The organism is Paraburkholderia sp. SARCC-3016, assembly GCF_031119615.1.
Classification (GTDB): Bacteria; Pseudomonadota; Gammaproteobacteria; order Burkholderiales; family Burkholderiaceae; genus Paraburkholderia.
In genome coordinates this window covers 156175-181425 of record NZ_JAVHZD010000006.1, presented here as the reverse complement: position 1 = coordinate 181425, position 25251 = coordinate 156175, and the positions used below count along the sequence as shown (strand labels likewise).

Genomic DNA, 25251 nt, shown 5'->3' with positions numbered 1-25251 from the left:
CTGTCGACACGTTAGGTAAGGCGCGCGCGCGGCGGTAGTTCCAGTTGGACGGATTCGCCTGGGCCAGCAACGAAAATCTGTTCAGTGCTCCTGCGATGCGCAGGTCTCGCGCATGACTTCCGCGAGCACCTGGACGCCCGCATCGATCTTCTCGGGCTTGATCGCCGAAAAGCCCATCCGGAAGCACCGTTGCTGCTCGATCCCCGCCATAAAGAACACATTGCCCGGTTCGATCAGCACGCTGCGCGCTTGCGCATCGGCGGCAAGGCGCGCCGCATCGAGCCCGGGCGGGCCTTCGACCCAGCACGACGCACCGCCCGTGACCGGCACGTAGCGCGCGTCGGGCATATGCGCATCGAGCGCCGCCATCAGCAGCTGCGCGCGTTCGCGGTACGCATGCGCCAGTTTGCGCAGCAACGTATCGTGATGCCCGAGCGCAAGAAAATTGGCGAACGCACGCTGGATCAGCGCCGCCGGATGACGCACCATGAGCCGCCGCAACGCGCGCAGTTCGCGGATCAGATCGCGCGGGCCCACCACGTAGCCGAGGCGCAGCCCCGGCGCAAAGGTCTTCGACAGACTGCCGATGTAAATCACGCGATCCGCCGTATCGAGGCTCTTTAGCGCCGGATGCGGCGCACCGGTGAAGTTGTTCTCGCTTTCGTAATCGTCCTCGATCACGACGAAGTCGTGCAGCTGCGCGAGCTTCAGCAGCGCACGGCGCCGCTCGATCGGCATCGTCACCGAAGTCGGGCATTGGTGGCTCGGCGTCACGTACACGTAGTCGCATTGCGCGAGCACGTCGCGGTCTTCGTCGGTGCGCACGCCGCCGTCCACCGCGAGCGGCAGGAGCCGCGCATTGCGCGTCAGAAAAATATTGCGCGCGTCGGGATAACCGGGGTTTTCGAAGCCTACCGTCGTGCCCTCGTTCGCTAGCAGGTCCGCCACGAGGTACAGCGCCTGCTGCGCGCCGATCGTCACGACAATCTCGTCGGGCTTCGCAAACACGCCGCGGCGCGGCAATACGCGCGTGCAGATCTGCTGGATCAAGCCTTCGTCGTCGCGCTCGATCAGATCGGGCGCCCAGTTGCGAATTTCCATGACCGACAGCGCCTTGATACAGCACTCGCGCCAGTCGTTGGTCGGAAACAGCGTCTGGTCGAACTGCCCGTAAATGAACGGGTACGTGTAGTTCTGCCAGTTGCGCGGTTTCACGATGTTGCGTTGCATCGAAGGCGGCCGCGGCACGCGCCGGCTCCAGTCCGGACGCGCGCCGGCGTCGGCATGGTCGGCCGGCTGCGCGGTGGCCGCATCGTCATCGGCTTGCCGCCACCGCGCGAAGTCGTGTTGCCCCTCGAGCATCGATGGATTCACGAAATGGCCGCTGCGCTCGCGCGAGATCAGATAGCCTTCTTCGACGAGCTGCTGATACGCAAGCACCACCGTGTTGCGCGCGACGCCAAGCTGGTCGGCCAGTTCGCGGCTCGACGGCAGCGCATGCCCGGGCATCAGCTGGCCGTCGAGGATGGAAGCGACCAGCATCTGCCGGATCTGCGCCTGCAGACTCAGGTTCGGCTCGGGCGAACGCTCGAAGCGCTGGGTCCAAAGAACCGACGAGGCCCGGCTAGGCATGTTTTCTCCTGATGGCGCACCATGCGAGTGCACGAAAACCGTGGGAAACCCGTGGGAGAGCCCATGGACGAAACCTGCGGCAGGCTCAATGTGGACTCAACGATCGTCGCCGTCTGGCACTAACTCGAGCCGATCACTAATGACGATACTCGAAACAATCCGTTTCGAACGATTGGGGCAACCCCGGTCGATGCGGGCGAAATCCGCTATCGCGCGAACATACCCATCAGGATACCTGCCCATGAATGCCCTACTTGCCCGGCTTTCCCGCAGTGGTTTCGAACGACCGCATCGAGGCCGACGGAATCTGTTCCATTTCGTGCGCTGGCTCGCGGTCGCGATGCTCGCGGGACTCGCCGCTCACGCATCGTACGCCGAAGACAAGGAAGTGACGATCGCGTACCAGCAGATCGTGGACCCATGGGTCGTCGCGATTGCCAACGGCTCGATCGAAAAAGCGACCGGCTACAAGATCAACTGGCGGCAGTTCGAATCGGGCGCCAAGGTGGCGACGGCGATGGCCTCCGGGGACGTCAAGGTCGGCGTGATCGGCTCGAGCCCGCTCGCCGCGGCCGTGAGCCAGGGCGTCGACCTGCAGCTCTTCTGGATTCTCGACGGCATCAACGAAGCCGAGGCGCTCGTCGTGCGCAACGGCGCGAATATCACGAAGCCGGCGGATCTGAAAGGCAAGACGGTCGGCGTGCCGTTCGTCTCGACGACGCACTATCACATGATGTTTGCCCTGCAGCACTTCGGCATCAACCCGTCGAGCCTGAAAATCCTCAATATGCAGCCGAATCAGATCGTCGCCGCCTGGGAACGCGGCGACATCGATGCCGCTTATGTGTGGAATCCCGCCCTGGCGGAGCTGAAGAAAAGCGGCAAGGTGCTGATTACGTCGGGCGAGCTGTCGAAGCTCGGCAAACCCACGTTCGACGGGATTGCGGTCGATCGCAAATGGGGCGAGGATCATAAGGACTTCATGGCGAAATTCGTGAAGGCGATCGCCGATGCGGACGAGCAGTACCGCAAGAATCCGTCGGCCTGGAACGCGCAATCGCCGCAGGCCGCGGCGATCGCGAAGACCGTCGGCGGGTCGCCCGCCGACGTGCCGGAGGCGCTGTCGCTCTACGTGTACCCGACGCTCGCCGAACAGGCTTCGCAGCAGTGGCTCGGCGGCGGCAACGCAAGCCGCGCGGCATTCGCGTTGAAAGACACGTCGACTTTTCTGAAGGACCAGCATCAGATCGGCACCGTGCAGCCCGATTACGCGAAATTCGTGACTCCGGCGTATGTCGAGGCCGCGATGAAGCTCAAGTGAACGCGGCACATCGCGTACCGACCGCTGCCGCACATCAGGAGGCAATATGGAAAGCATGAGAGTCAGGAACGTGAGCGTGGTCTTCCCGGGCCGCACGGCCGGGCAGACCGTGCAGGCGCTCGATGACATCAACCTGACGATCAACTCGGGAGACTTCGTCGTCGCGCTCGGCGCATCGGGCTGCGGCAAGACGACACTGCTCTCGCTGATGGCGGGCTTCATCTCGCCGACGCAAGGCGAGCTGCTGCTCGGCGGCGAAAAGATCTGCGGACCGGGTGCCGATCGCGGCGTCGTGTTCCAGAAGCACGCGCTGCTGCCGTGGCTCAACGTGATCGACAACGCCGAGTTCGGCCTCAAGCTGCAAGGCGTGCCGAAAGCGACGCGCCATGAAATCGCCGTGCGCAACCTCGCGCTGGTCGGCTTGCAGGACTTTCACAAGCACATGATCTATCAGCTCTCGGGCGGCATGCAGCAGCGCGTGGGCATCGCGCGTGCGCTCACCTGCGACCCCGCGATGCTGCTGATGGACGAGCCGATGGCCGCGCTCGACGCGCTGACGCGCGAAACAATTCAGGAATTGCTGCTCGACGTCTGGCGACAGACGAACAAGATGTTCTTCTTCATCACGCATAGCGTGGAAGAAGCGCTCTTTCTCGCGAGTCGCCTCGTCGTGATGTCGCCGCGGCCCGGCCGCATCACGCACACGTACGACCTCGATTTCAATCGACGCTTTCTCGAAACGCGCGACGCGCGGTCGATCAAATCGAGTCCCGACTTCATCGCGATGCGCGAGCGCGTGCTCAGCATCATCTACGGCGATGAGAAAACGCATGAGGCCGAAAACGAGGTGACGCATGTTTAGTTCGAAGTTGGGACAGACGCTGACGCACGATCACGCCGCACCGGACAGCCGCGACAGCGCGGTCCCGCCGCCGCGCAAACCGGTACGCCGCTCGCGCGTGCTCGCCAGGAAGCCCGTCAAGCCGGGCGAGTCGTTCGGCGTGCCGGGCCAAGGCAGCAGCTTCGCGATCAGCCTCCTCACCGTGATCGCGTTCGTCGGCTTGTGGTTTATCGCAACCAATCTCCACTGGATCAAGCCGCTCTTCTTACCGTCGCCGCAAGCTGTCTACCAGAAGTTTCTTTATGTCGCGACCGAGGGTTTCGCGAACTCGACGCTTGCGCAACACACGGGCATCAGCCTGCTGCGCGTGTTCGGCGCGTTTCTGCTCGCATGCGTCACGGCCATTCCGGTCGGCATTCTGATGGGCGTGACGCGTCTTGCGCGCGGCGTGTTCGATCCGCCGATCGAGTTCTACCGGCCGCTGCCGCCGCTCGCGTATTTGCCGCTCATCATCATCTGGTTCGGCATCGGCGAATTTTCGAAGATCCTGCTGATCTACCTCGCCATCTTCGCGCCGCTCGCGATCGCGGCGCGCGCGGGCGTGCGCTCGGTATCGATCGAGCAGATTCATGCGGCGTACTCGATGGGCGCGTCGCGCACGCAGATCGTGTACCACGTGATCCTCAAGGCCGCGTTGCCCGAGATCTTCACGGGCATGCGCATCGGCATCGGCGTCGGCTGGACGACGCTGGTGGCCGCCGAAATGGTCGCCTCGACAAGCGGTCTCGGCTTTATGGTGCTCAACGCCGCGGAGTTTCTGTCGAGCGACGTGGTGATCATGGGCATCATCGTGATCGGCTTCTTTGCGCTCTGTTTCGATCTGCTGATGCGCTACGTCGAGAAGGTGCTCGTGCCATGGAAAGGAAAAGTCTGAAGGCGGCCTGAGCCGATGCACGCCTATCTGTTCAAGGACCGCAGCGCCCGTACGATCGCGATCGAGCTCGACGAGCGCACCGGCCGCGCCCTTGCCTGGCATCGCGATCAACTGGCCGGCTGGCTCGATTTCGAGTCCGTTGCCGGCGCGCACGGTGTCGAATTCCGCTCGCTGTGCAGCAACCTCGCGTGCGAAGGTCCGATCGTCTCGCGGTCGCGCTAGCCGGTCAGTTGGTCAGGTCGCCGTCTTCCGCCGCCGCTGCGCTCACAGGAACCGAAAACTCGAACACCGCGCCTTGCGGCACGTTCGCGCTAACGCCAAGCGTGCCGCCATGCGCTTCGATGATCGACCGGCAAATCGAAAGCCCCATGCCGAGCCCGCTCGCCTTGGTCGTATAGAACGGCGCAAACAGCCGGCCCGTATTCGCCGACGGCACGCCCGGCCCCGAATCGCTGACCGCGACCCTCACGGCGCGCGGCTCATCGTTGCACGTGCTGATCGTCAGTTCGCGCCGCCGGACGTCGACTGCGCTCATCGCCTCGATCGCGTTGACGATCAGGTTCATCATCACCTGCTGCAATTGCACGCGATCGGCGGTCACGAGCGGCAATCCCTCGGCAAGCCGCAGCACGACGCACACGCCGTCCTTCTCGGCCTCGCCGCGCGTCAGCGCGACGACTTCGCGAATCGTGTCGTTGATGCGCAGCGTTTCCCTGTAGGTCGGCGCGTTCCTGACGAGACCATGAATGCGGTTCATCACGTCGCTCGCGCGCATCGCATCCTGAATGATGCGCTCGAGCACCTCGCGCACTTCGCCGAGCTCGGGCGGCACGCGATCGAGCCAGCGCAGGCCGGCCGATGCGTTGGTGGCCGCCGACGCGATCGGCTGCTTGATTTCATGGCTGATCGACGCAGCAAGCTGCCCCATCGTCGTCACGCGATTCGCATGCTCGAGTTCGCGCTGCATTTCGCGTGCATTCTGCTCGGCTTGCCGCCGCTCGCTGAGGTCGAGCACGAACGCCACGCCGCGACTGCCGTCCTCTTCGAACATCGCGACGCCGATCAGCACCGGCACGCGGCTGCCGTCCTTGCGCAAGTACTCTTTTTCGATCGGCTGCAGCATGCCCGTTGCGCGCAACATGGGCACCCACAGGCGGCGGTCGCGCTCGAGCCAGTCGGGCGGCGTGAGATCCATCCAGCTCAGACGCCCCGAAACGAGATCGTCGCGGTCGTACCGGACGATACGCAGAAATGCATCGTTCGCTTCGAGAATGACGCCTTCGAGCGCGAAGATGACGATGCCCACGATATTCGCGTCGACCAGCCGGCGGATCTTGCCTTCACGTTCGGCCAGATCGGCGTACAGGCGTGCATTTTCGAGCGCGATCGCCGACTGCGACGCAAGCAGCTTGAGCACCGCGACGCGCGCGGGCGCGAAAACGCGCGGCGCGAGATGGTTCTCCAGATACAGCACGCCGATCAGCTTCGCTCGCGCAAGCAGCGGCAGACAAAGAATCGAGCGCGACTGCCGCTCGCGAATATAGGGGTCCGCCGAAAAGAAGTTCTCCGCGGACGCATCGTCGAGTATGACGCAATCGCGTGAATGCAGCGCGTAGTGAAGCACCGATTGCGGCAGGTCCGACGCATGCGCGACGCCATCGCCGATCTCGACCACCACCGCATGCTCGCCGACCGACGCCTCGGCGGCGATGCGCGCCTCGCTGCCATGCAACACCACGAGCAGCCCGCGCTCGGCGCCGGCCTGCTCGATCGCCGAACGCATCAGTACGTCGAGCATCTTTTCCAGCACGATCTCGCCCGACACCGCTTGCGACACCTTGATCACCGTGGCGAGATCCAGATAATCGACGGGCGCGCCGATCGTCGCCGCCGCCGCGACTCCATGCGCCGCTTCGCCGGCGAGTTCCGGGTACGACTCGTCGAGTTGCCGGACCTTGCCGTCGGCACCCCAGCGAAAGTAGCCGTATCGCGCATCGCGCAGATAGGCGCGGCCGATCCTGTCGAAGCCGCGTGCGAGATAAAAGCGCGCGGCCAACTCGTTGGCGAGCGCTTCGTTCTGCACAAAGCCATACTCGCGCGACGAGCGGATCGCACGTTCGTACAAGTGCATCGCGTCGCTTTCGCGGCCTTCTATCCGCGCGATTTCCGCCGCGATCAAGGCGGCGCGATTCTCGAGATTGGCCGGACATTTCTCGGCCCATCGCGCGATCAGACCATAGTGGCCGGCGATCGCTTCCATTTCGCCGCGACGCTCGCGCGCGCTCGAGAAATCGCATGAGGCGGCATGCGCGAGCGCCGCATAGAAGTGGTATTCGGCCTGCTCGAAAGAAGCAGGCGACGTCCATAGCAGCGGCGCCGCTTTCGACGCAGCCGCAACGGCTGCGGCATCGTCGCCGGCGAAAAAGCGCGCTTGCAGCTTGCGAATCCAGTAAATGCAACTCGGGTTCGCCAGCCCCGGAGTCGCTTCCAGATGCTGCTCGAACCGGGCTTCGTCGAACTGCGCGTCATCGAACGTTCCAAAGCGCGGCGTGAGGCCGCGCATCGTACGGATAAACAGCAGATGGCCCGTCATCACGTCGACGATCAGCCCGAACCGCGTCTTCGACGCATAATCGAAGCCCCGCTTGCCCTCTTCGTGCACCTGATCGAGCGGATCGCCCGACGCGATGAGGTCGGTCATCAACGAAAAGTGGATATAGGCCGCGAAGCTCAGGTCGCCCGCCTCCTCCGCTGCATTGAGCGCTTGCTGCAGCAGCTCGCGCCCGCTGCGAATATGGTTCGTCCACGGATTGATGCTGTAGGCAAAATTATTGAAGCAGCGCGCCTTGAAGCGGCTTAAACCGGGTCTCGTGGCAAGCTCGAGCGCGAGCTTGCCGAAACCGAACGCAACGTCGTGATCGCCGAACAATGTGCGCAGGAAAAACCCGAGCAACGAATACGCGTAGACCGAACCGTTGCTGTTGCCGTGCTGGAAGCTGAGGTTCGCGATACGGCACACCACGAGGCAGCACAGGTTCATATCGGTGAAGTACGCGGCCGGCACGATCTCGGTCAGCACCTCGACAATCGCCTTCGCCGCAGGGTCGGACATCGGCGGCAGCGCGGCCAGCCGATCGAACGGCTGCGCGTCGAGGCGCTTGCGCATCGCGTCGTATTCCGCGAGAACGTCTTGCCATGTCACCGCGGATGGCCACGGTGCACCGACGCTGCGCATATAGTCCGACGCCACCTGCACGCTCTCGTCGAACTGGTTGCGCATCGTGTAGAGAATCTCGCGCAGGCTCGCTACCGCGGCGAGATCGGTCAGATTGTTCGCGCGAGTCGCAAGCAGCGACAGGCTGGCTTCGGCCGCGGCGTCGCCCGTGATCAGTTCGCATTCGGCGCGCTGAAGGTCGAGCGCGAACACGAGTTCGTAGTGCGTCTCGCCGCTTTGCGCGGGCAACAGCGCGCGGCCCGCCGCGAAATAACTGAGCGCCGATACATAAGCCGACGACGCCTTCGCGCGCTTGCCCGCCATCAGATCGAGGCTGGCCACGCGCTCGCGCTCTTCGTCGGTCGTGATCAGCGGCGCACCCTGGTTCAGCTGATTGACGATTTCGAAGATCGCATCGTCGCGCCGCGCCGGCGGCGTATGCGCGGCGAGCATCCTGCCGATCTGCAGATGCGCCGCGGCACGCGAAGCTTCGGGAATCAGCAGATAGGCCGCTTCCTGCACGCGATCGTGCGCAAAGCGGTAAACGCCCGATAGCCGCTCGACGAGTTCAAGGCGCAGCGCATCGGACAGATCGGCATGCACACGTTCCTCCGTGCTGCCGAGCGCAACGGCAAGCAAGCGGATATCGGCGGCATTGCCGATACAGGCAAGCTGCTGCATCGCGGTGCGCGTGCGCAACGGCAAACGCACGAGCTTGCCGACCATCAGATCGACGACGTTATCGGTATAGCCCTTCGCATCGATCGAATCGAGATCCCAGCGCCAGCGCGACACATCGTGCGCAAAGCGGAGCAGGCCTTCGTCGGCGAGTTCCGCGATGAACTGCCGCGCAAAAAAAGGATTGCCGGCTGTCTTCGTATGCACGAGATGCGCGAGCGGATCGGCGCATTGCGGCTCACAGCGCAAAGCATCGGCGACCAGTTGCGACAGGTGTTCGCGCGCGAGCGGCGCGAGCTTCAGTTCGTCGATCTTCGCGCCTGCGTGTCGGATCGCGTCGAGTTTCCTGCGCAGAGGATGACCCGCGTCGACTTCGTTGTCGCGATACGCACCGATCAGCAGCAGATGGCGCAGGTCGGAGCGCGTGAGCAGATCGTCGAGCCAGTCGAGCGTGGCCGCATCGAGCCATTGCAGGTCGTCGAGGAACAGCGCGAGCGGGTGCTCGGGCCGCGCGAATACGCCGACGAAGCGCCTGAACGCGAGCTGAAAGCGGCGTTGCGCGTCTTGAGGCGCGATTTCCGGCACCGGCGGCTGCTCGCCGATAATGAGTTCGAGCTCGGGCACGACGTCGATCATCAATTGCGCGTTCGGCCCTAACGCGTCGCACAGCGCCTCGCGCCATTCGGCCAGCTCCGCGTCGGATTTCACGAGCAGCGGCCGCACGAGTCCCTGAAACGCCTGCGCGAGCGTCGAGTATGGAATGTCGCGCCGGTACTGGTCGAACTTGCCCGATGCGAACAGGCCGCGCGGCGGCACGAGCACTTTGTGCAGCTCGTTGACGACCGACGATTTGCCGATGCCGGAATATCCGGTAACCAGCACGAGTTCGGGCGCGCCGCCGTCGACGACGCGATGAAATGCGCCGAGCAGCACGTCGATTTCATGCGCGCGTCCATAGAGCTTTTCGGGAATCACGAGCCTGTCCGGCGTATCGAATTCGCCGGGCGCGAAAGGTTCGATCGAATGCCGCACTTCCCATTGCGCGAGACAGCGCCGCAAGTCGCGCTCGACGCCGCCCGCCGTCTGATAGCGCTCCTCGACGGTCTTCGCCAGCAGCTTCATGACGATGGACGAGAGCGCGCGCGGCATGCCCGCGATTCTTTCGTGCGGCGGCACCGGCTTGCGCGCGATATGGCAATGCACCCACTCGATCGGATCGTCCGCGGCAAACGGCAAGGAGCCCGTCAGCATCTGATAGAACACGACGCCGAGCGCATAGAGATCGCTGCGCGCATCGATCGAGCGGTTCATGCGGCCCGTCTGTTCCGGGGCCATATAGGCAAGCGTACCGGCGATCGTCTCGGGCGGCTCGGGCGCCTGGCGCTCGCGCGGCAGGCGCGACGCGATGCCGAAGCCCGTGAGCCGCGCTTCGCCATTCGCGCTAACGAGCACGTTGGACGGCTTCAGGTCCTTATGGACGAGACCCCGTTGATGAACCTTGCCGAGCGCCGCGACGATCGCGATCGCCAGACGCAGAAAGCGCTCCACCGGAAGCGGCGCCGCGAGCAGCCGCACGAGCGGCTCCCCGCCTGTGTCTTCGAGCAGCAGGAGCGTTCTGCCTCGTTCCCGAACGAGTTCGAGCGGACGCGCGGCCCACGCGCAATCGAGCTCGTCCCTGAGGCTATGTTCGTGCGCGAGCCGCTCGAGGCTCGCCGGCGTCGGGTGTTCGGCCGTGGGCCCGACCGCCAGCAACGCGACGCGCGCGCCGCTGTGCTGCCGGCACCACATCCGGCACAGAGCCAATTCGCCGTCGCCCCACAACAGCTGGGACTCGCCATCTTCGAGCATGCCGAACCGGAAGGACATCTGAACTGTTCGCTATCAGATCGGATTGCCTTTGTCGGCGCCGATGTGCGATGTAGCGCACGTATTGAGTCGGCGGGGACACGATCGCGATCGCGCGGACCGTGGTGAAAGCTAGTCTGCCACAGCTGCAAGCCCCATGACATGCTGGCTTTCCAGAGCACGAAAGCTGCTTTCTCAAGCGGTCGGGGCCGCGACCAAACGGCAATTGAACCGGCATTAAACTTCTGATCATTGCGCGCCATGCGTTCGCTGTTTCGTTTTTGGAAAGCCCGGTTCCCTTTTTGAGGATGATCGTCATGTATCAGGCCGTAGCATGCTGCTTTGCTTGACGAAAAACCCAACGCAGCGCGAAAGCCGATGACCTTCCCAGCTACCGAAGTCGACCGGACCTTGAGGCGAATGCTGGCTCGCGCGTTCGAGCGCGACCCGATCGCCGCCTATGTGCTGCCCGACGAAAGCACGCGCCTCGCGCGCCTCGAACGCGTGTACCGGATCTATCTGAACGTCTTCACGACGCTCGGCATGGTCGTGACGGCCGATACGCTCAATGCCGCGGCGCTATGGCTTCCGCCGAGGCGTTATCCGTTGTCGGCGCTGCAGAATCTGCGTCTGTTGCCTGCCATCGTGTGCACCTTCGGCCGGCAGTCCGCACGGGCGCTGACCGTGATGTCCGCGCTCGAAAGCGCGGCGCCGCCGCGCGGCAATTACTGGTACCTGGGCGTGCTCGGCGTCGACCCGCCGCGTCAAGGGCGCGGCATCGGCACGAAGCTGCTCGAGCGGGAACTTGCGGTCTGCGACGAAACAGGCGCGGGCGCATATCTCGAAGCGGCATCGGACGCGAATCTCGCGTTCTACGAGCGCCATGGCTTTGGCATCCGAACCGAACTGAGCCTGCGCGATGGTCCTCGTGTCTGGACCATGTGGCGCGACCCGCGCAAACATGCATCCGCCTGAGGCCGTCGTTCGTCATCGTGCGCGCGCATTCGACGAACGTTGCGCGCTCAGTTGCCCGCTCAGTTGCCCGCGCGGTTGCCCGCTCAGTTGCGCGCTTACGGCACGCGCACGCCGATCACAGCCGGCTTGTCGGCCCCTGCCGAAAGGCCGGCGTCGGCGGCGCCCGCACCGCCCGCGGGCGCTGACGCGACCGCTTCGTTGAAGAACGCGCGCTCGGCCGCCTTGTTCATCACAAGGATGCTGATACGTCGATTGATCGGCGCATCGGCGACGCCGCGTTCGAGCGGCAGCACGTCGGCGAGGCCGCGTACCTGCAACAAACGTTTTTCGTCGAGATGGCCGGCGCCGAGCGCGCGCCGCGCGGCGTTCGCGCGTTCGCTCGACAGCTCCCAGTTCGAATACCCGGCAGGGCCGCCCGAATACGGCACCGCATCGGTGTGGCCGGCGATCGACAGCCGGTTGTCGACCTCGTTGAGCGCGCTGCCGATCTGCAGCAGGATCTCGGCCGCGTAGTCTTCGAGCTTCGCGCTGCCGGTAGCGAACATCGGACGCTTGAGCGAATCGACCACTTCGATGCGCAAACCCTCGTTCGTGATCGACATGCGGATCTGATCCTTGAACGCTTTCAGTTCCGGCTTCTGTTCGATCAGCGCGGAAAGCCGCTGCTTCAGTTGCGACAGCCGGTTGGCCTCGGCCGCTTCGGCACTGATCGAGGCCGGCGCCGCGGTTTGCCGCATCGGCGTGCCGCTGCCGGCACGCGTGCTCGACAGATCGCGACCGCCGCCTTCGACCACGCTCGAGGCCGCGCTGCCGTTGCCCGATTTGCCGCCCAGCATGCTCGACAGCGGCGTGTTGAAGTAATCCTGAATGCCCTCGCGGTCGAACTTCGAGGTCGAGCCGAGCAGCCACATCAGCAGGAAGAAGGCCATCATCGCCGTGACGAAGTCCGCATACGCGATCTTCCACGCCCCGCCGTGATGCGCATCATGCGCGCCTCTCTTCGTGCGCCGCACGATGATCGATGTCGCCGCGCCCGCCGACGAGCGCTCCGGTTTCTGGTTTTGAGCCATTGCGGTTGCCTCCGTCCTGTTTGCACCGTATGACGGCAGCACCGGGCGCGGAATGAATAGTGCCCCTTAAAAATTCAATCAGGTCGCGCGCTGCCTGCTCTGATGAAAGCGCTTCGCGTCCTTCTGGTGCGCGATTAAAGGGACAGGAATGATGCGAAAAAAGTGAATCAAATACCCTTCAGTCGCGAAGTCACATTCCGTTAACAAAGTTAGTGATGCAGATATCACCGGATAGTCGGCCTGGAGAAAACAGATGTTCGTCGCAATTGGCTGGATCGTCGTAGTCGGCTCCGTGATCGGGAGCTTCGTCGGAGTGGGCGGGCATCTACCGGCGCTGATACAACCGTTCGAGCTGCTCTGTATATTCGGCGCGGCGATCGGCGCGTTCGTGGTCGGCAACCCGGCGACAACACTCGTGAAAACCCTGAAGAGCCTGCCGTCGTGCTTCAAGGGCGGCCGCTATACGAAGGCGCAGTATCTCGAACTGATCGCACTGCTCTACGAACTGCTGCAGAAAGCGCGCAAGGAAGGAATGATGGCGCTCGAGGCGGACGTCGACGCGCCCGGGCAAAGCCCGCTTTTCCAGAAGTATTCGCACGTGCTGGAAGACCATCACCTGCTCGTCTTTATCGTCGACTATCTGCGCATGATGTCGGGCGGCAATGTCAACGTGCTCGAAATGCAGGATCTGATGGACGAAGAGCTCGACACAAGTCGGAGGCCAAGCGGTCTTAGGAAGACAAAACATTCTACCAACTCCTTGGCTCACAGAACGACATGGCTACGATCCGACTTACACACGATGGGCTCGGTCGGCGCACCGCCGGCCGTGCTCGGTGAAATGATCGCGGCCGCGCTCGTCGGAACGTTTCTTGGCATCCTGCTCGCGTACGGCTTCATCGGTCCGCTTGCCGATCTGCTCCACGCGAAGGCGCGCGCGCAGGCCAAGCCGTTCCAGTGCGTCAAAGCAGTGCTGCTCGCGTCGCTGAACGGCTACGCGCCGCCGATTGCCGTGGAGTTCGGTAGAAAGGTGCTGTTCACGACGGACCGGCCGAGCTTCCAGGAACTCGACGACGCGGTGCGCGCAACGAAAATGCCGAAGTCGGCCTGAGCCGACGCTGCCCCGTTTTCAGCTGCTGCACCGGGGTGATGCTTTCCAGCGCTGACCTGCGGTAGAAACCGCATGCCGACATCTGCCATGAAGCTGTTCAGAAATTCGATCCGCGCGCGGCTCACGCTCCTCGTTTGCGCGCTATGCGGTCTTCTGATCTTTCTCGCCGTCGTTTCGGCGCTGATCCTGACGGTCGTCGACGGGATCACCGAGGAGATCGACAACAAATGGCTGGCGGCCACGCAAACGATCGACGAGCTCGGCGACAGCCTCGAGGAATTCAGAGTAGCCGAGGGATATCGCGCGCTCGCGCGTAGCGCCGATATGCGCCTGCGCGCCGAAGCGCTCGCGGCCGGGCACCGGCGTGCGATTCTCGCTCAGCTGTCGCATTACGCCGCACTGATGCGCAACGACGGCGAAACGAACATCGTGCCGCTGCGCCACGCGCTCGCGCGCTATTTCGCCGCGCACGATGCGTGGATCGCAGCCGATGTCGACGGCGACATCGACGCGCCCGCCGGCATGAACGGCGCGCTGCAGGCGCGCTATCAGGATGCCGAAGCGCTCTCGGATCGCCTGATCGAAGCGAACCGCGTGACGTCGCACGCGCGGGCGGCCTCGGTGGACCGGCTCGTCGACCATGCGATCGGCGTGCTCGTGATCACCGTTGTCGCGGCAATCCTGCTTGCGATCTGGCTCGTCGCGCGCGTGCATATCGACATCGCATTCCCGCTCGGCACGATCACCCGTTCGCTTTCGAGGCTCGCCGCGGGCGATCGAAACGTGCCCATGCCGGCACTCGAGCGCAACGACGAGATCGGCGAAATGGCCAACGCGTTCGATGTGTTCCGCGCCAATGCCCAAGCCCTCGAAGCGGCACACCGCGCACTGACGGCAGCCGAGACGCACGCCCGGCAGCTCGCGCGGCACGACCCGCTGACCGGGTTGCCGAACCGGCGTGTGCTCGCCGCGGAGTTGCAAAAGGCGGTCGACCATGTCGCGCATGCGCCGGAGGCTTATCTTGTACTCGTGATCGACCTCGACCGCTTCAAGCCGGTCAACGACCTGCAAGGCCACGCCGCCGGCGACTTCGTACTGTGCGAGATCGCGCGCCGGCTCGAGGACGTGGTCCGCAAAGGCGATACGATCGCGCGCCTCGGCGGCGACGAATTCGCGATCGTCGCGCAAACCGACCCACTTGCCTACGCGGACGCGGCGATGCAGCTCGCCAACCGCCTGCTGGCGGCGATCCGCAAGCCGGTGTTCATTGCGGACAGCCAACTGTATGTGGAAGTCGGCGCGAGCATCGGCATTGCCGCATTACCGAACGACGGCCGCGACCCGGAGACGCTGCTGCGTGCCGCCGATATCGCGATGTATCGCGCGAAGCGCGAGGGCAAGGGCACAAGCCGCTTCTTCGAAGAGAGCATGGATCGCGAACTTCGTGAACAGGCGCGGCTCGAGATCGACCTCAGGCGCGCGCTCTGCGACGGCCAGATCCACCCGCATTACCAGCCCCTCGTCGATATGCAGACGGGCGCGCTGTACGGCTTCGAGATTCTCGCTCGCTGGCATCATCCCGTGCGCGGCGATGTCGTGCCCGATGTGTTCGTGCCGATCGCCGAAAATCTCGGCCTGATTTCCGAGCTCACCGCAGCGATGTTGCGGCGCGCGTGCCGCGATGCAAGCGCGTGGCCGGACACCGCGATCAGGCTATCGCTGAACATCTCGCCGACGCAGCTGAACGACCGGTGCCTGCCCGCACAGCTGCTGCCCATTCTGGCCGAAGAACGATTTGTGCCGTCGCGGCTCGAGCTCGAAATTACCGAGACCGCGCTGGCCGGCGACATCGGGATCGCCAAAACGATACTGGCGGACTTCCAGCATGCCGGCATCAAGGTTTCGCTCGACGATTTCGGTACCGGCTACTCGAGCCTTTACCACCTGCGCGAACTGAAGTTCGACAAGGTAAAGATCGACAAATCGTTCGTGCTGTCGATGCAGCGCGATAACGAGAGCGAGAAGATCGTCGATGCGATTCTGAGCCTCGCGCACAGCCTCGGCATGCCGGCCGTTGCCGAAGGCATCGAGACGCGCGAGGCGTTGCACAGGTTGCGCGCCAAAGGCTGCGAATACGGGCAGGGATACCATTTCGGCAAGGCGATGAGCGCGCGCGACGTGGCCGCGCTGCTGTGCGAAGCGTAGTACCAACGGCCAGAGCGGCGTGATAGGCGATCGCTACGCGTTGCCAGGCCGCGCTATCGACCCGCCATGCGCCGCACCGTCTTCGCGATCCATCCGATCAGCCCATTGCGCACGACCACGGTCGCGATGCGCCGCGGCCCGAGCACGAGCGCGCCGGCAAGAATCGCCGCAACGAGTGTCACATGCGGCGCGCTGACCGCAAGCGCGCGCGCATTCGAGACGGTGAAAACGGGCTGGCGACGCGCCTCGGCAAGCTTCGCCGCATCGCGTGCGGCGAGCAGTTCGGCGCGCGATTCCGCCATGCGCGCGCGCAACGCGATTCGCGACGCATCGTCGTGGATCGTCGTCATTTGAGTGCCTCCTTGACGGTGTTCAGATCGCTGCGAATCTCTTCCTGCAACGAGTCGAGCGACCACACGGGCCGCTGCAGGCGAAACATGACGAGCGCGCAGATAGACAGCAAAAGCCATGAGCCGGCGACCGCCCACACGACATGAATGAAATAAGGCGTCGCCCAGAACGTGGCGATAATCGCAATGCAGACGAACGACAGCGTGAACAGCCCGGCCACCGCGAGCGCGACCAGCGCGATCACTTCGCGCATGAGCCGCGTACGCATTCGCGACGCCTCGATCGACAGCAGCTCGCTGTAATCGCCAAGACGCTCGACGCAAAAGCGGCTCACATTACCCCACTGCGTCACTCTGGAATGGATCGACATGGCCGTGCTCCATCACTGCGTGAACTGCTGCCGCACCGCGCGATCGCAGACGCCCGTGGGCGTGCGATCGACGCGGTGCGCCGCGCCGTTAGCGATCCGGGTCGCCGCGGTTCCATGACCACAGCACGCCAAGCGCGAAACCCGCTGCGGCTGCGATTGCCAGTGTCGCCATCGGCTTTTCGACCATCGAATCGCGCGCGACCTCCACCGCGTCCGCATACAGCTGCTGTGACTTTCCGCACAATGCTTTAGCCTTGCCCGACAGTTGCTCGCCCGCGTCGCCGATCACGTTGCCGACCGTCTCCTGCACGTTGCCGACCGCTTCGCGGACGGCGCCTTCAGCCTTCGTCGTTTCCATCAGTGCTCTCCTCGTCGTGGGTGGGCCGGTATTCGACCGCGCGAAAAAGCGCGCGGAAAACGGGGTTTGCTTCACCGGCATGCATGCCCGCGCAAGTTCTGCGCCACGGCGTAAACGCACGATTTCATCGGCGCAACACGCGTACTTTGTAAGGCTTACGTGTGCCGCATGCACAAGCAACCGGTGCGCGGCTTCGCGAACAGGCCAACAATCCGACGGAAGAATTCAGGGCACTCAAGCGCAGGCGAGTGCCCGCTCCGTGCACGGCCGCATGGCCACGCGACGGTCATGGGCGATAAGGAGCCGCCGGTGCGGCGCCGCCGGCCGGCGAACCGCCGCCGTCGTGCGGCGTTGCCGCGCCCTGCTGCGCGGCAATGCGAGCAAGGGCCGCCTGGATGTTGTCGGGGTAGTTCGTGTTGTCGCCCCAGCCGGGGCGATAGCCGGCCTGTTCGACCTGAATCAGTTCATGCAAGACCTCGGCGCGCGTCAGACCGTGGTCCGATTGCGCCGGCGCCGCCAATGGCCACGCGAGCAGTATGGCAATGGCGCCTGATAAAACAATCGACGATTTCATCGCACACCTCCGGCGGATCGATACCGTTTTCGACGTTCAGAAGATCGCGCAAATTCCGCGGTTGCGCAAACAGCGGGGGTTGGTCTTCCGGCCCGACGCTGGTGCGCCCGCCCGCTGCAGCGCCTTCAGTTGGACTTCGACTTGCGCCTGAGCGCCGGCTTCGCGCCTTTCGCGTGCCTGCTGCGCGGCTCGCTTTCCGCGCCCGGCTCCTCGGCGGCGCTTGCGCTGCCGCCGCCGATGAGGTCGCCGAGCGCCGACAGCGTTTGCGCATACGACAGAAACTGTCGGAGGTATTCAGGCGACAACTCGTTCATCAGCGACAGCGCACGATACATGAGGCGGTTCGAATTGAGCGGCCCGGCGTTACCGGGCACCTGCGCGAGCGACTGGCGCAACTGCCGGCCCGCACTGAGCTTCGACCACATCGTTTGAAAATACAGCAGCGAGTCGGAAAGCGCATCGGCGCGACCCGGGCGTCCGTTCAGGAAAGCGGTCAAAGCTGCAAGCGAGGTGTCGTGATGCGGGTTGGCGTGGCCCGATCGCGCTGTTGGTTCCGCTTGCGCCTTTCGTTTCGAATCTGGTTCTGATTGCGCCGCTTGCGCCGCTTGTTTCGATGCCTCGCGTTGCGCTTCGACGACTTCGCGCCGGCTCCCAACCTCCTCCGCGTACGCCGCGACCAGCGCCGCAAGCCGTGCGTCGAGCAATCGCCGCCATTCACCGTCTGCCGACGGCGACAGCTTCGCGATGCGCCGCGCAAGCGCATCGATCGCCGCAAAGCGCAGCGGATCGACGCGATCGTCGCCCGCTGCGCGCCATCCGTCGAGCATCGCCCGCGCATCGACACAGGCTGCGTCGTTCGACACAGTACGAGGCAGCGGCGCGGTGTCGCGAACGTCACTCATGGCACTCACCCATTTGCAGGTCACGCATCGGCATCATTGCGGCTTGCCGTTGCTCGCCGCCTGGCGCGGCACCGGCGCGATCTCGACGCGGCGGTTCTTCGCGCGGCCCTCGGCATCCGCATTCGAACCGACCGGCTGCTCGGAGCCGAACGCCGCCGCGAATACCGACTTCGCCGGCACGCCGTCGTCGATCAGTGCCCGCGTCACCGTCAATGCGCGCTGCGCCGACAGTTCCCAGTTGTCGGCGAAACGGCGGTTGCCCGCACGCACGTGCTGGTCGTCTGCAAAGCCGCTCACCATCAGGATCTCGTCGTTCAGATGCAGATACGCGGCGAGCGGCACCGCGAGCGACTTCAGCAACTCGCGCCCCTGCGGCTGCAACTGGTCCGAGTTCAGCGCGAACAGCAGATTGCCGCTGATGCCGATACGCCCGTTGACGAGCGTCACGCGTCCCGCCGCGAGCGGCGCCGAAAGCGCCTGTTCGAGCGCCTGACGCCGTTGCGCGTCGGCCTTGTGCTGCTGCACCTCCTTTTCGAGCCGGCTCGCCAGTTCGAACTGCACGCCGATCACGCTGACGAGAATCAGCACGAACGCGCCGACGAGCACCGACATCAGATCGCCGAACGCGGCCCAGATCGGCGCGCCCGGCTCGACGCCGACATCGATCTCCTCGCTCATGACGCGCGCGCTCCGGCCAGATGCTGCAGGTCTTCCATGATCTGCTTCTGCGACATCACGCTCAGATCGATCACTTCGCGCGCCTGCGCGACGTAGTACGCGAGCTGTTCGTCGCTACGCGCGCGCGACTGGTCGAGCGCACGCTCGATGCGCTCGAGATGCGTCATGAGCTTGCCGTTCGCTTCGCCGAACGACGCAACGGCCGTGCCGAACGCATCGCCCATGCTCGCCATTTCGATCGCGCTGGTCGCGACCTGCGCGGCGGCGATATCGAGCTTGTGCGCCTCGGTTTCCACCGTGCCCGAGAACTGCTCGCCGACACGCTCGAGCAGCGCCGCCGAGCTCGACACGAGCCCGTCGATGGCCGCGCGCTGTTCCGTCGACGCGTGATTGACGGCGTCGAGCAGCGTCTCGAGCGTTTGCAGCAGACGCGTGCGTTCCTCGAGCATCGCCGTGTCGCGGACCATGCTTTCCGACAGGCTTTTGCGCAACTCCCCGATCACATCGGCGGCGGCCTTCGGTGCTTCCGACGCCGCGCTCACGAGCCGCGCGATCTCGTCGAGCGTGCCGCGCGCTTGCGCCTGCGCGCGCTCGGCAATCTCGTGCGCGGTGGCGGCAAGCGTGTCGCAGATCTGCTTCTGGCGCGCCGCATGCTGCGTGCCGGCCTCGGCCCATTCGCGCGACAGCGCCGAGGCCGTCGTCTCGAGCGAGGCCGCCCACGCGGCAAGGCGTTTTTCGTCGGCGGCGGCGAACTGCGCCTGCAATGCGGCATGCGAGGCATCGACACGTTCGACGAGCGACGCCGCATGCGACTCGATTCGCTCTGCAGCGGCAACGGTTGCCGTCTCGAAGGTCGCGGTGGCCGCGTTCATGGCCGTTTCGTGACGCGTGGCGAGCGCATCGTGCATTCGCGCGTGTTCCGCGAGCGCGTCGTTCCATGTCTGCAAAGCCGCCGTCGTCGCCGCTTCATGACGTCTCGCCAGCGCGTCGTGCGTCTGCACGTGCTGCGCGAGCGCGTCGCTCCAGCTCTGCGAAACCGCCTTCATCGCGGCTTCGTGACGTACGGCGAGAGTGTCGTGCGTTTGCGCGTGCTGCGCGAGTGCGCCGCTCCAGCTCTGCGAAAGCCTTGCCGCCGACGCGGCGAGTTGCGAGGCGACATCGTCGAGCAGTTTCGCAGCGCGCGTATCGGCGTTCGCGGCGAAGCGTTCGAGCGTCGCGCTCATGCGCTCGGCAAGCGCCTCGTTCGAGGCGCGTTGCGCGTCGAGCGCGCCGGTCCATGTGCCGGCAACCTGTTCGGCGGTCGACGCAAAGCCGCGCGACAGGCCTTCCATCTGCTGCTGCGTGGCTTGCGCCGCACGTTCGTGCAGCGCCGTCGTGTCGCGCGCGAGGCTCGCGAGCGTCGTCTCGACGACGGGCTGGATCGCCGCGCCGACTGCGCGCGCATGCTCGCCGACACTCTGCCGCAGCGACTGCTCGACCGAATTAGCGAGCCGCGCGTACACCAGTTCGGTCTTCGCATGGAACTGCTGCTGGCTCGCCAGTTGCCGCTCGCTGGTCGTAGCGCTGTGCTGTTCGAGCGCGCCCATCAGCGTGTGCAGATCGTCGAGCAGCGCGGGCATCGCCTCGGCCTGGCGCTGCATGAGCCGGAACGTTTCCTCGCGTTGATGCGCGGGCGAAAAGACGTGCAGCACGGTCGCGGTCTTCGCGTCGAGTTGCTGCGCGACCTTGATGCGCTCGCGGCGGCATAGCGCCGACAGCAGGCCGAGCATGGCCGAAGTGGCCACGCCCGCGATCGACGTGCCGAACGCGAAACCGAGGCCGCGCACCGGTGCCGCCAGCGACGCGCGCACCGCTTGCAGATCGGTCGCGGAATCGAGCGCGGCGCCGGTGCCGCGCAAGGTCGCGGCCATGCCGAGCAACGTGCCGAGCATGCCGAGCAGCACGAGCAGGCCGACCAGATACGGCGTCAGCGCCGGGCCCGGCAGGCCCGCGCGCTCGCCTTCGACGCGCAGCCGCACCGCGCCGCGCAGGCTCGGATGCAGACGCTCGAGCCACGCGCCGAGATGCGGCGGCGTCGCATCGAGTTCAGCGACGGCTGCGATCAAGGTGTCCGTGGCCTGCTGATAGCGATATAGCTCGAGCGCGCCCGTGACGTAGCACGCGCCGATCAGCAGCGCGACGACGAGCGCGAGCGGATTCGTGGCCGCATAGCCGATGGCGACCCACAGCACGGCGGCAAGGCCGACCACGAAGACGGCGAGATGGATTCGGTATCTGAACATGGTGCTCCGAAGGTGTCCGTCGAAGGTGTCTGCGAAGGTATCTGCATCAACTGGCGCGAAGCGCGGCGAGCAGCCCTTCGACCGGTTGGAAACGAACGTCGAGTTCCGCGAGCAGCAGTGCGCGCATGTCCGCGCGGAACGTGTCGAGCCAGAACGCGCTGGCCGCCTGTGTTGCGGCCTGTGTTGCGGCCTGTGTTGCAGCCTGAGTTGCGGCCGCCTGCTCCGCATGCGCCGTGTCGCGCAGCCGCTTGAAATACGTTTCGAGCAGCGCCGGCACGGCGGCGAGCACGCCGCGCTCGCGCGCGGCGAGCGCGCGCTCCATCGTCGCATCGACGAGCGCGAGGCGCGCGTGGCGCTCGCTGCGCGTGGCCAGCATCGTGCGCAGCCGGCCGCGCAATTCGCCGATGGCGTGTTCCATCGACTGCTGCTGCGTGTGATAAACCTGACGAAACCAGGCGAAGTCGACGGCCTCGGCATCGGCCCGAGCGTGTGATTCGAGGTTTGCCCGAGGCTGCGCGCGCGTGGGCAACCGCTCCCGCGGGTGCGTCGTAACGCCGCGTCCGGACGTCGCGGGACCACCGCGCCATGCATCCGAACCGCCGCGCCCAGCGTCGTGCGCATCGATCGTCGATTCGATCGATTCGATCGCGTCGGTCAACGTGGCGCGCGTGCGCGCGCACCACGCCGCCTCGAGCGTGGCCGCCGTCGCGTCGCCGCCCGGGACCGGCGCGGCCGCGACGGATGCCGATGCGGATGCGGGCGCGGCGGCGTCGAGCGCGCTGGACAGCGCAATGGCGTCCGTCCAGCCAAGCCATTGGCTGAGCCGGTCGAGCAACGAGACATCGGAAGCGGGGACGCCGGTCTGCGTCATACGTGCCAGCACGCGGACGAGCGGCGCGCCGCCGTAGGGCATGCGCTGCGGAAGCTGCACGATTTCCTCGCGCAAAAAACCGCATAGTTTACACGGCGGCGGCGGCAAGCCGGTCGATTCGTGGCCAACGACGCGCAGAACGCGAACGAACTTCGCATTCGCGCATCGTTGCCTCCTGCTACCATCGACCTCACGCCGCGCAAACGCGTGCGTTCCTTTCTTTTCTTTCTGTGCCTTCCGCCATGTCCTTGCTGAGCCTGTTCGATCCCTGGGAGCCTTCGCTCAGCCTTGTCGTCGTGTTCGCGGCGGCCGCGATCCTGTTCGCACGCGGCGCGCGCCGCATCCGTGTGAGCGTCGTGCGCCAGGCGGCGTTCTGGCTTGGCCTCGCGCTGTTCTATGTCGCGCTGCACACGCGGCTCGATTACTACGCCGAGCATCAGTTCTTCGTGCATCGTCTGCAGCACCTCGTGCTGCATCACCTCGCGCCGCTGATCATGATGGCCGCTTATCCGTGCGGCGCGCTGCGCGCCGGATTGCCGCTGCGCTGGCGCGCCGCGCTGCGACGCTGGCAGCGCACGCGGCCGGCGCGCATCGCCGCGGCGGTCGTCTTGAACCCCACCTTCATTTCAGTCGCATTCGTCGTGTCGGTCGTGTTCTGGCTGATTCCGTCGGTCCAGTTCGTGGCCATGCTCGACTGGCGCCTCTACCGCTTGATGAACTGGTCGGTGGCGGTCAGCGGTCTGCTTTACTGGTGGATGCTGCTCGATCATCGGCCGTCTCCGCCGAGCCGTACGCGCCCGGGCTTGCGCGTGCTGTCGCCCGTGATCACGATGACGCCGCAAATTCTGGTCGGCGCGATCATTACGTTCTCGTCGCAGGATCTCTATCCGATCTTCACGTTGTGCGGCCGCGCCTTCACGTCGCTGCCGGCTTCGCTCGACCAGAGTCTCGGCGGTCTCATCATGTGGGTGCCCGCGGGCGTACTCGAAGCGATCGGCGCGATGATGGCGCTGCGCAATCTGATGCGTCTGTCGGCATCGCCGCGCGCCGCCGCGGCCAGATCCGCGAGGCCGCGCGGCGGGCGCCGTGCCGCGCCGCCTGCCGCGCCGGCGGCGGCCCAACCAGGCGCTTCCTCTTCGGGACAGCATCATGCTTAAGCACATCGCCACGAACCTGCTCGACATCGCCTACGAGGAACAGGGCCACGCCGATGGATGGCCGGCCATCCTGCTGCATGGCTTTCCATACGACATTCACGCGTACGATGAAGTGACGCCGCGCCTCGTCGCGCGGGGCGCGCGCGTGATCGTGCCGTATCTGCGCGGCTACGGGCCGACGCGTTTTCTTTCGCCGGCCACCGTGCGCTCGGGCGAGCAGGCCGCGCTCGGCGCGGATCTGCTGGCGCTGCTCGACGCGCTGCGCATCGACAAGGCCGTGCTCGGCGGATACGATTGGGGCGGCCGCGCCGCCTGCGTCGTGGCTGCGCTGTATCCGTCCCGCGTGCGCGGGCTCGTTTCGGTCAACGGCTACAACATCCAGAATATCGCGACGGCGATGCAGCCGGACACACCCGACAAGGAACATCGGCTGTGGTACCAGTATTATTTCCACAGCGAGCGCGGCCGCGCCGGACTCACGAAACACCGGGCCGATTTCTGCCGGCTTCTATGGTCGTTGTGGTCGCCGACCTGGCGCTTCGACGACGCCACCTACATGCGCAGCGCAGTCGCCTTCGACAATCCCGATTTCGTCGAGGTCGTCATCCATTCTTATCGGCATCGTTACGGACTCGTCGACGGCGATCCGCAATTCTCGGAAATCGAACGCCGCCTTGCGGCCTCGCCGGCGATTACGGTGCCTTCGGTCACGCTCGACGGAGACGCCGATGGCGTGAGGCCGTTAGGCGGCAGGGAAGCGGGCCTCAAACGCTTCACCGGGCGCCATGAGAACCGCATCGTGCCGGGCGTGGGACATAACCTGCCGCAGGAAGCGCCCGAACCGTTCGCGGCTGCGGTGCTCGACGTCAATGCCTGGGCAGGCTGAGATTCGGTTCAGATCCAGGCGAACCGTCATGGGCTCCTCGCGGGCTCACCTCGCGGGCTCACCTTCCTGAGCTAACCTCGCCGTGCTAGCCAGTTAGCACGATCTGAAACGATTTGGGCGTGACGCCCGTGTATTGCTTGAATACACGCGTGAAATGCGCCTGATCCGCGTAGCCGGCCTCCCGTGCAACCAGTGCGATCGCGGCGCCCTGCTTCAGCCTTTTCTGCGCGTAGCGTATGCGTGCCTGCTGCTGGTACGCGTGCGGGCTCAAACCCACGCTGCGAATAAAGGCGCGCAGCAGCACGAAGGGCGTCAATGCATGATCGGCGGCGAGCGACGCGAGCGTGAATCTGCCGGCAAGATCCGACTGCAGTTGCTCTTTCACCGAACGGATGACGCGCGGTTCGACGCGCGGCGACGGCAGTGCCGTACGATGCGCCGCATGAACCGAAAGCATATGGCCGATCGCGAACGCAAGCGTTTCGCTGCGCTTGAACGGATCGTCGTTGACTTCCGAGCACCAGTTCACGCCATAGACCGATTGCGCGAGCGGCGCGTCGCGAATCACCGCCGCGCGCACGTCGAGTCTCGAACGCACGGGCAAGCCGATCGATCCCGTATAGGCCGCGAGATCGTCGGGCAAAAAATAGGCGGCGCGCATTTTCCAGCTTCCCGATTCGCCCGCATGCGCCGCATGCATCGTGTCCGCATCGAGCGCGACGATATCGCCGCGCCGCAGCGTATCGACGTGCCCGGCGATATCGACGACCACGCTGCCGCTCGTGATCAGCACGAGACAGTGCGTATCGTGCGCATGCGGCGGGTAGCGGTGCCCGACGAACTCGCCTTTGAGCATCATCGCGTCGAGCACGTCGGGCGCGCGCCATAACTTGACGGCCGTCGCCCTGCTGGGCGCGGCGGCGGGCCGCTTCGCTCGCGCGTGCGGCGCCGATCGGGAATCCGACATCGAACGTTCCGGTTTCAAAGCATGACTGT

The 25251-nt window shown here is 65.2% G+C and carries 21 protein-coding genes; 9 read left to right on the top strand and 12 right to left on the bottom strand.

Annotated elements, in window-relative coordinates:
* Positions 1 to 81: 81 nt before the first annotated feature.
* The gene (locus QYH69_RS08505; protein WP_308831446.1) at positions 82 to 1632 is read right to left on the bottom strand and encodes a PLP-dependent aminotransferase family protein; all 1551 of its coding nucleotides are present in this window, start codon (positions 1630 to 1632) and stop codon (positions 82 to 84) included.
* A 340-nt stretch (positions 1633 to 1972) separates the two neighbouring features.
* On the opposite strand from QYH69_RS08505, the gene tauA reads away from it, so the two are divergent.
* The 4 genes from tauA to QYH69_RS08485 are packed head-to-tail and all read left to right on the top strand — an operon-like array spanning position 1973 to position 4950.
* Complete coding sequence (tauA, locus tag QYH69_RS08500) at positions 1973 to 2953, top strand: taurine ABC transporter substrate-binding protein (RefSeq protein WP_308831500.1); 981 nt, start codon at positions 1973 to 1975, stop codon at positions 2951 to 2953.
* A 46-nt stretch (positions 2954 to 2999) separates the two neighbouring features.
* Positions 3000 to 3815 carry a taurine ABC transporter ATP-binding protein gene (locus QYH69_RS08495; RefSeq protein ID WP_308831445.1) on the top strand — a complete coding sequence of 272 codons (816 nt, stop codon included), beginning with the start codon at positions 3000 to 3002 and terminating at the stop codon, positions 3813 to 3815.
* On the top strand, positions 3808 to 4728 hold the full coding sequence (locus QYH69_RS08490; protein ID WP_308831444.1) for an ABC transporter permease subunit: 921 nt from the start codon (positions 3808 to 3810) through the stop codon (positions 4726 to 4728). The genes QYH69_RS08495 and QYH69_RS08490 overlap by 8 nt, the downstream gene beginning before the upstream one ends.
* A 15-nt stretch (positions 4729 to 4743) precedes the next feature.
* On the top strand, positions 4744 to 4950 hold the full coding sequence (locus QYH69_RS08485; RefSeq protein WP_308831443.1) for a hypothetical protein: 207 nt from the start codon (positions 4744 to 4746) through the stop codon (positions 4948 to 4950).
* Between the two features lie 4 nt (positions 4951 to 4954).
* On the opposite strand, the gene QYH69_RS08480 is transcribed toward QYH69_RS08485, so the two are convergent.
* Positions 4955 to 10486, bottom strand: coding sequence for an AAA family ATPase (locus tag QYH69_RS08480; protein ID WP_308831442.1), 5532 nt, complete (start codon positions 10484 to 10486; stop codon positions 4955 to 4957).
* A 357-nt stretch (positions 10487 to 10843) separates the two neighbouring features.
* Between QYH69_RS08480 and QYH69_RS08475 the strand changes: the two genes are divergently transcribed.
* The gene (locus tag QYH69_RS08475) at positions 10844 to 11440 is read left to right on the top strand and encodes a GNAT family N-acetyltransferase (protein ID WP_308831441.1); all 597 of its coding nucleotides are present in this window, start codon (positions 10844 to 10846) and stop codon (positions 11438 to 11440) included.
* Between the two features lie 95 nt (positions 11441 to 11535).
* Here QYH69_RS08475 and motB read toward each other — a convergent pair whose 3' ends face one another.
* A complete protein-coding gene (motB, locus tag QYH69_RS08470; RefSeq protein WP_308831440.1) occupies positions 11536 to 12510 on the bottom strand; it encodes a flagellar motor protein MotB in 975 nt (324 codons plus the stop codon).
* Between the two features lie 253 nt (positions 12511 to 12763).
* Between motB and motA the strand changes: the two genes are divergently transcribed.
* Entirely contained in the window at positions 12764 to 13621 is an 858-nt protein-coding gene (motA, locus tag QYH69_RS08465) for a flagellar motor stator protein MotA (RefSeq protein WP_308831439.1), read from the top strand.
* 87 nt (positions 13622 to 13708) lie between these two features.
* On the top strand, positions 13709 to 15826 hold the full coding sequence (locus QYH69_RS08460; protein WP_308831438.1) for an EAL domain-containing protein: 2118 nt from the start codon (positions 13709 to 13711) through the stop codon (positions 15824 to 15826).
* 53 nt (positions 15827 to 15879) lie between these two features.
* Here QYH69_RS08460 and QYH69_RS08455 read toward each other — a convergent pair whose 3' ends face one another.
* The 8 genes from QYH69_RS08455 to QYH69_RS08420 form a co-directional block, all read right to left on the bottom strand.
* On the bottom strand, positions 15880 to 16176 hold the full coding sequence (locus tag QYH69_RS08455) for a hypothetical protein (protein ID WP_308831437.1): 297 nt from the start codon (positions 16174 to 16176) through the stop codon (positions 15880 to 15882).
* Positions 16173 to 16547 (bottom strand): phage holin family protein, encoded by a 375-nt coding sequence (locus tag QYH69_RS08450; protein ID WP_308831436.1) that lies wholly within the window; start codon positions 16545 to 16547, stop codon positions 16173 to 16175. The genes QYH69_RS08455 and QYH69_RS08450 overlap by 4 nt, the downstream gene beginning before the upstream one ends.
* Before the next feature lie 88 nt (positions 16548 to 16635).
* A complete protein-coding gene (locus QYH69_RS08445) occupies positions 16636 to 16905 on the bottom strand; it encodes a CsbD family protein (RefSeq protein WP_308831435.1) in 270 nt (89 codons plus the stop codon).
* Positions 16906 to 17191: 286 nt separating this feature from the next.
* Positions 17192 to 17479 carry a DUF4148 domain-containing protein gene (locus tag QYH69_RS08440; protein WP_308831434.1) on the bottom strand — a complete coding sequence of 96 codons (288 nt, stop codon included), beginning with the start codon at positions 17477 to 17479 and terminating at the stop codon, positions 17192 to 17194.
* 125 nt (positions 17480 to 17604) lie between these two features.
* Positions 17605 to 18381 carry a DUF2894 domain-containing protein gene (locus QYH69_RS08435; protein WP_308831433.1) on the bottom strand — a complete coding sequence of 259 codons (777 nt, stop codon included), beginning with the start codon at positions 18379 to 18381 and terminating at the stop codon, positions 17605 to 17607.
* A 33-nt stretch (positions 18382 to 18414) separates the two neighbouring features.
* A complete protein-coding gene (locus QYH69_RS08430; RefSeq protein WP_308831432.1) occupies positions 18415 to 19059 on the bottom strand; it encodes an OmpA family protein in 645 nt (214 codons plus the stop codon).
* Positions 19056 to 21341 (bottom strand): DUF802 domain-containing protein, encoded by a 2286-nt coding sequence (locus QYH69_RS08425; RefSeq protein ID WP_308831431.1) that lies wholly within the window; start codon positions 21339 to 21341, stop codon positions 19056 to 19058. The genes QYH69_RS08430 and QYH69_RS08425 overlap by 4 nt, the downstream gene beginning before the upstream one ends.
* Before the next feature lie 46 nt (positions 21342 to 21387).
* The gene (locus QYH69_RS08420) at positions 21388 to 22272 is read right to left on the bottom strand and encodes a DUF3348 family protein (RefSeq protein ID WP_308831430.1); all 885 of its coding nucleotides are present in this window, start codon (positions 22270 to 22272) and stop codon (positions 21388 to 21390) included.
* Positions 22273 to 22454: 182 nt separating this feature from the next.
* On the opposite strand from QYH69_RS08420, the gene QYH69_RS08415 reads away from it, so the two are divergent.
* Both QYH69_RS08415 and QYH69_RS08410 read left to right on the top strand, forming a co-directional pair.
* On the top strand, positions 22455 to 23369 hold the full coding sequence (locus QYH69_RS08415; protein WP_308831429.1) for a cytochrome c oxidase assembly protein: 915 nt from the start codon (positions 22455 to 22457) through the stop codon (positions 23367 to 23369).
* Positions 23362 to 24255 (top strand): alpha/beta hydrolase, encoded by an 894-nt coding sequence (locus tag QYH69_RS08410; protein WP_308831428.1) that lies wholly within the window; start codon positions 23362 to 23364, stop codon positions 24253 to 24255. The genes QYH69_RS08415 and QYH69_RS08410 overlap by 8 nt, the downstream gene beginning before the upstream one ends.
* Positions 24256 to 24340: 85 nt before the next feature.
* Here QYH69_RS08410 and QYH69_RS08405 read toward each other — a convergent pair whose 3' ends face one another.
* Positions 24341 to 25222 (bottom strand): AraC family transcriptional regulator, encoded by an 882-nt coding sequence (locus QYH69_RS08405; RefSeq protein WP_308831427.1) that lies wholly within the window; start codon positions 25220 to 25222, stop codon positions 24341 to 24343.
* Positions 25223 to 25251: the final 29 nt, after the last annotated feature.

Bases quoted from the DNA above. Each gene is read 5' to 3' on its own strand.
- QYH69_RS08505 (WP_308831446.1), bottom strand. From the start codon at position 1,632: ATGCCTAGCCGGGCCTCGTCGGTTCTTTGGACCCAGCGCTTCGAGCGT.
- QYH69_RS08410 (WP_308831428.1), top strand. From the start codon at position 23,362: ATGCTTAAGCACATCGCCACGAACCTGCTCGACATCGCCTACGAGGAA.
- tauA (WP_308831500.1), top strand. From the start codon at position 1,973: ATGCTCGCGGGACTCGCCGCTCACGCATCGTACGCCGAAGACAAGGAA.
- motB (WP_308831440.1), bottom strand. From the start codon at position 12,510: ATGGCTCAAAACCAGAAACCGGAGCGCTCGTCGGCGGGCGCGGCGACA.
- QYH69_RS08490 (WP_308831444.1), top strand. From the start codon at position 3,808: ATGTTTAGTTCGAAGTTGGGACAGACGCTGACGCACGATCACGCCGCA.
- QYH69_RS08435 (WP_308831433.1), bottom strand. From the start codon at position 18,381: ATGAGTGACGTTCGCGACACCGCGCCGCTGCCTCGTACTGTGTCGAAC.
- motA (WP_308831439.1), top strand. From the start codon at position 12,764: ATGTTCGTCGCAATTGGCTGGATCGTCGTAGTCGGCTCCGTGATCGGG.
- QYH69_RS08455 (WP_308831437.1), bottom strand. From the start codon at position 16,176: ATGACGACGATCCACGACGATGCGTCGCGAATCGCGTTGCGCGCGCGC.
- QYH69_RS08460 (WP_308831438.1), top strand. From the start codon at position 13,709: ATGAAGCTGTTCAGAAATTCGATCCGCGCGCGGCTCACGCTCCTCGTT.
- QYH69_RS08495 (WP_308831445.1), top strand. From the start codon at position 3,000: ATGGAAAGCATGAGAGTCAGGAACGTGAGCGTGGTCTTCCCGGGCCGC.
- QYH69_RS08450 (WP_308831436.1), bottom strand. From the start codon at position 16,547: ATGTCGATCCATTCCAGAGTGACGCAGTGGGGTAATGTGAGCCGCTTT.
- QYH69_RS08415 (WP_308831429.1), top strand. From the start codon at position 22,455: ATGTCCTTGCTGAGCCTGTTCGATCCCTGGGAGCCTTCGCTCAGCCTT.
- QYH69_RS08480 (WP_308831442.1), bottom strand. From the start codon at position 10,486: ATGTCCTTCCGGTTCGGCATGCTCGAAGATGGCGAGTCCCAGCTGTTG.
- QYH69_RS08430 (WP_308831432.1), bottom strand. From the start codon at position 19,059: ATGAGCGAGGAGATCGATGTCGGCGTCGAGCCGGGCGCGCCGATCTGG.
- QYH69_RS08440 (WP_308831434.1), bottom strand. From the start codon at position 17,479: ATGAAATCGTCGATTGTTTTATCAGGCGCCATTGCCATACTGCTCGCG.
- QYH69_RS08445 (WP_308831435.1), bottom strand. From the start codon at position 16,905: ATGGAAACGACGAAGGCTGAAGGCGCCGTCCGCGAAGCGGTCGGCAAC.
- QYH69_RS08425 (WP_308831431.1), bottom strand. From the start codon at position 21,341: ATGTTCAGATACCGAATCCATCTCGCCGTCTTCGTGGTCGGCCTTGCC.
- QYH69_RS08475 (WP_308831441.1), top strand. From the start codon at position 10,844: ATGACCTTCCCAGCTACCGAAGTCGACCGGACCTTGAGGCGAATGCTG.
- QYH69_RS08485 (WP_308831443.1), top strand. From the start codon at position 4,744: ATGCACGCCTATCTGTTCAAGGACCGCAGCGCCCGTACGATCGCGATC.
- QYH69_RS08405 (WP_308831427.1), bottom strand. From the start codon at position 25,222: ATGTCGGATTCCCGATCGGCGCCGCACGCGCGAGCGAAGCGGCCCGCC.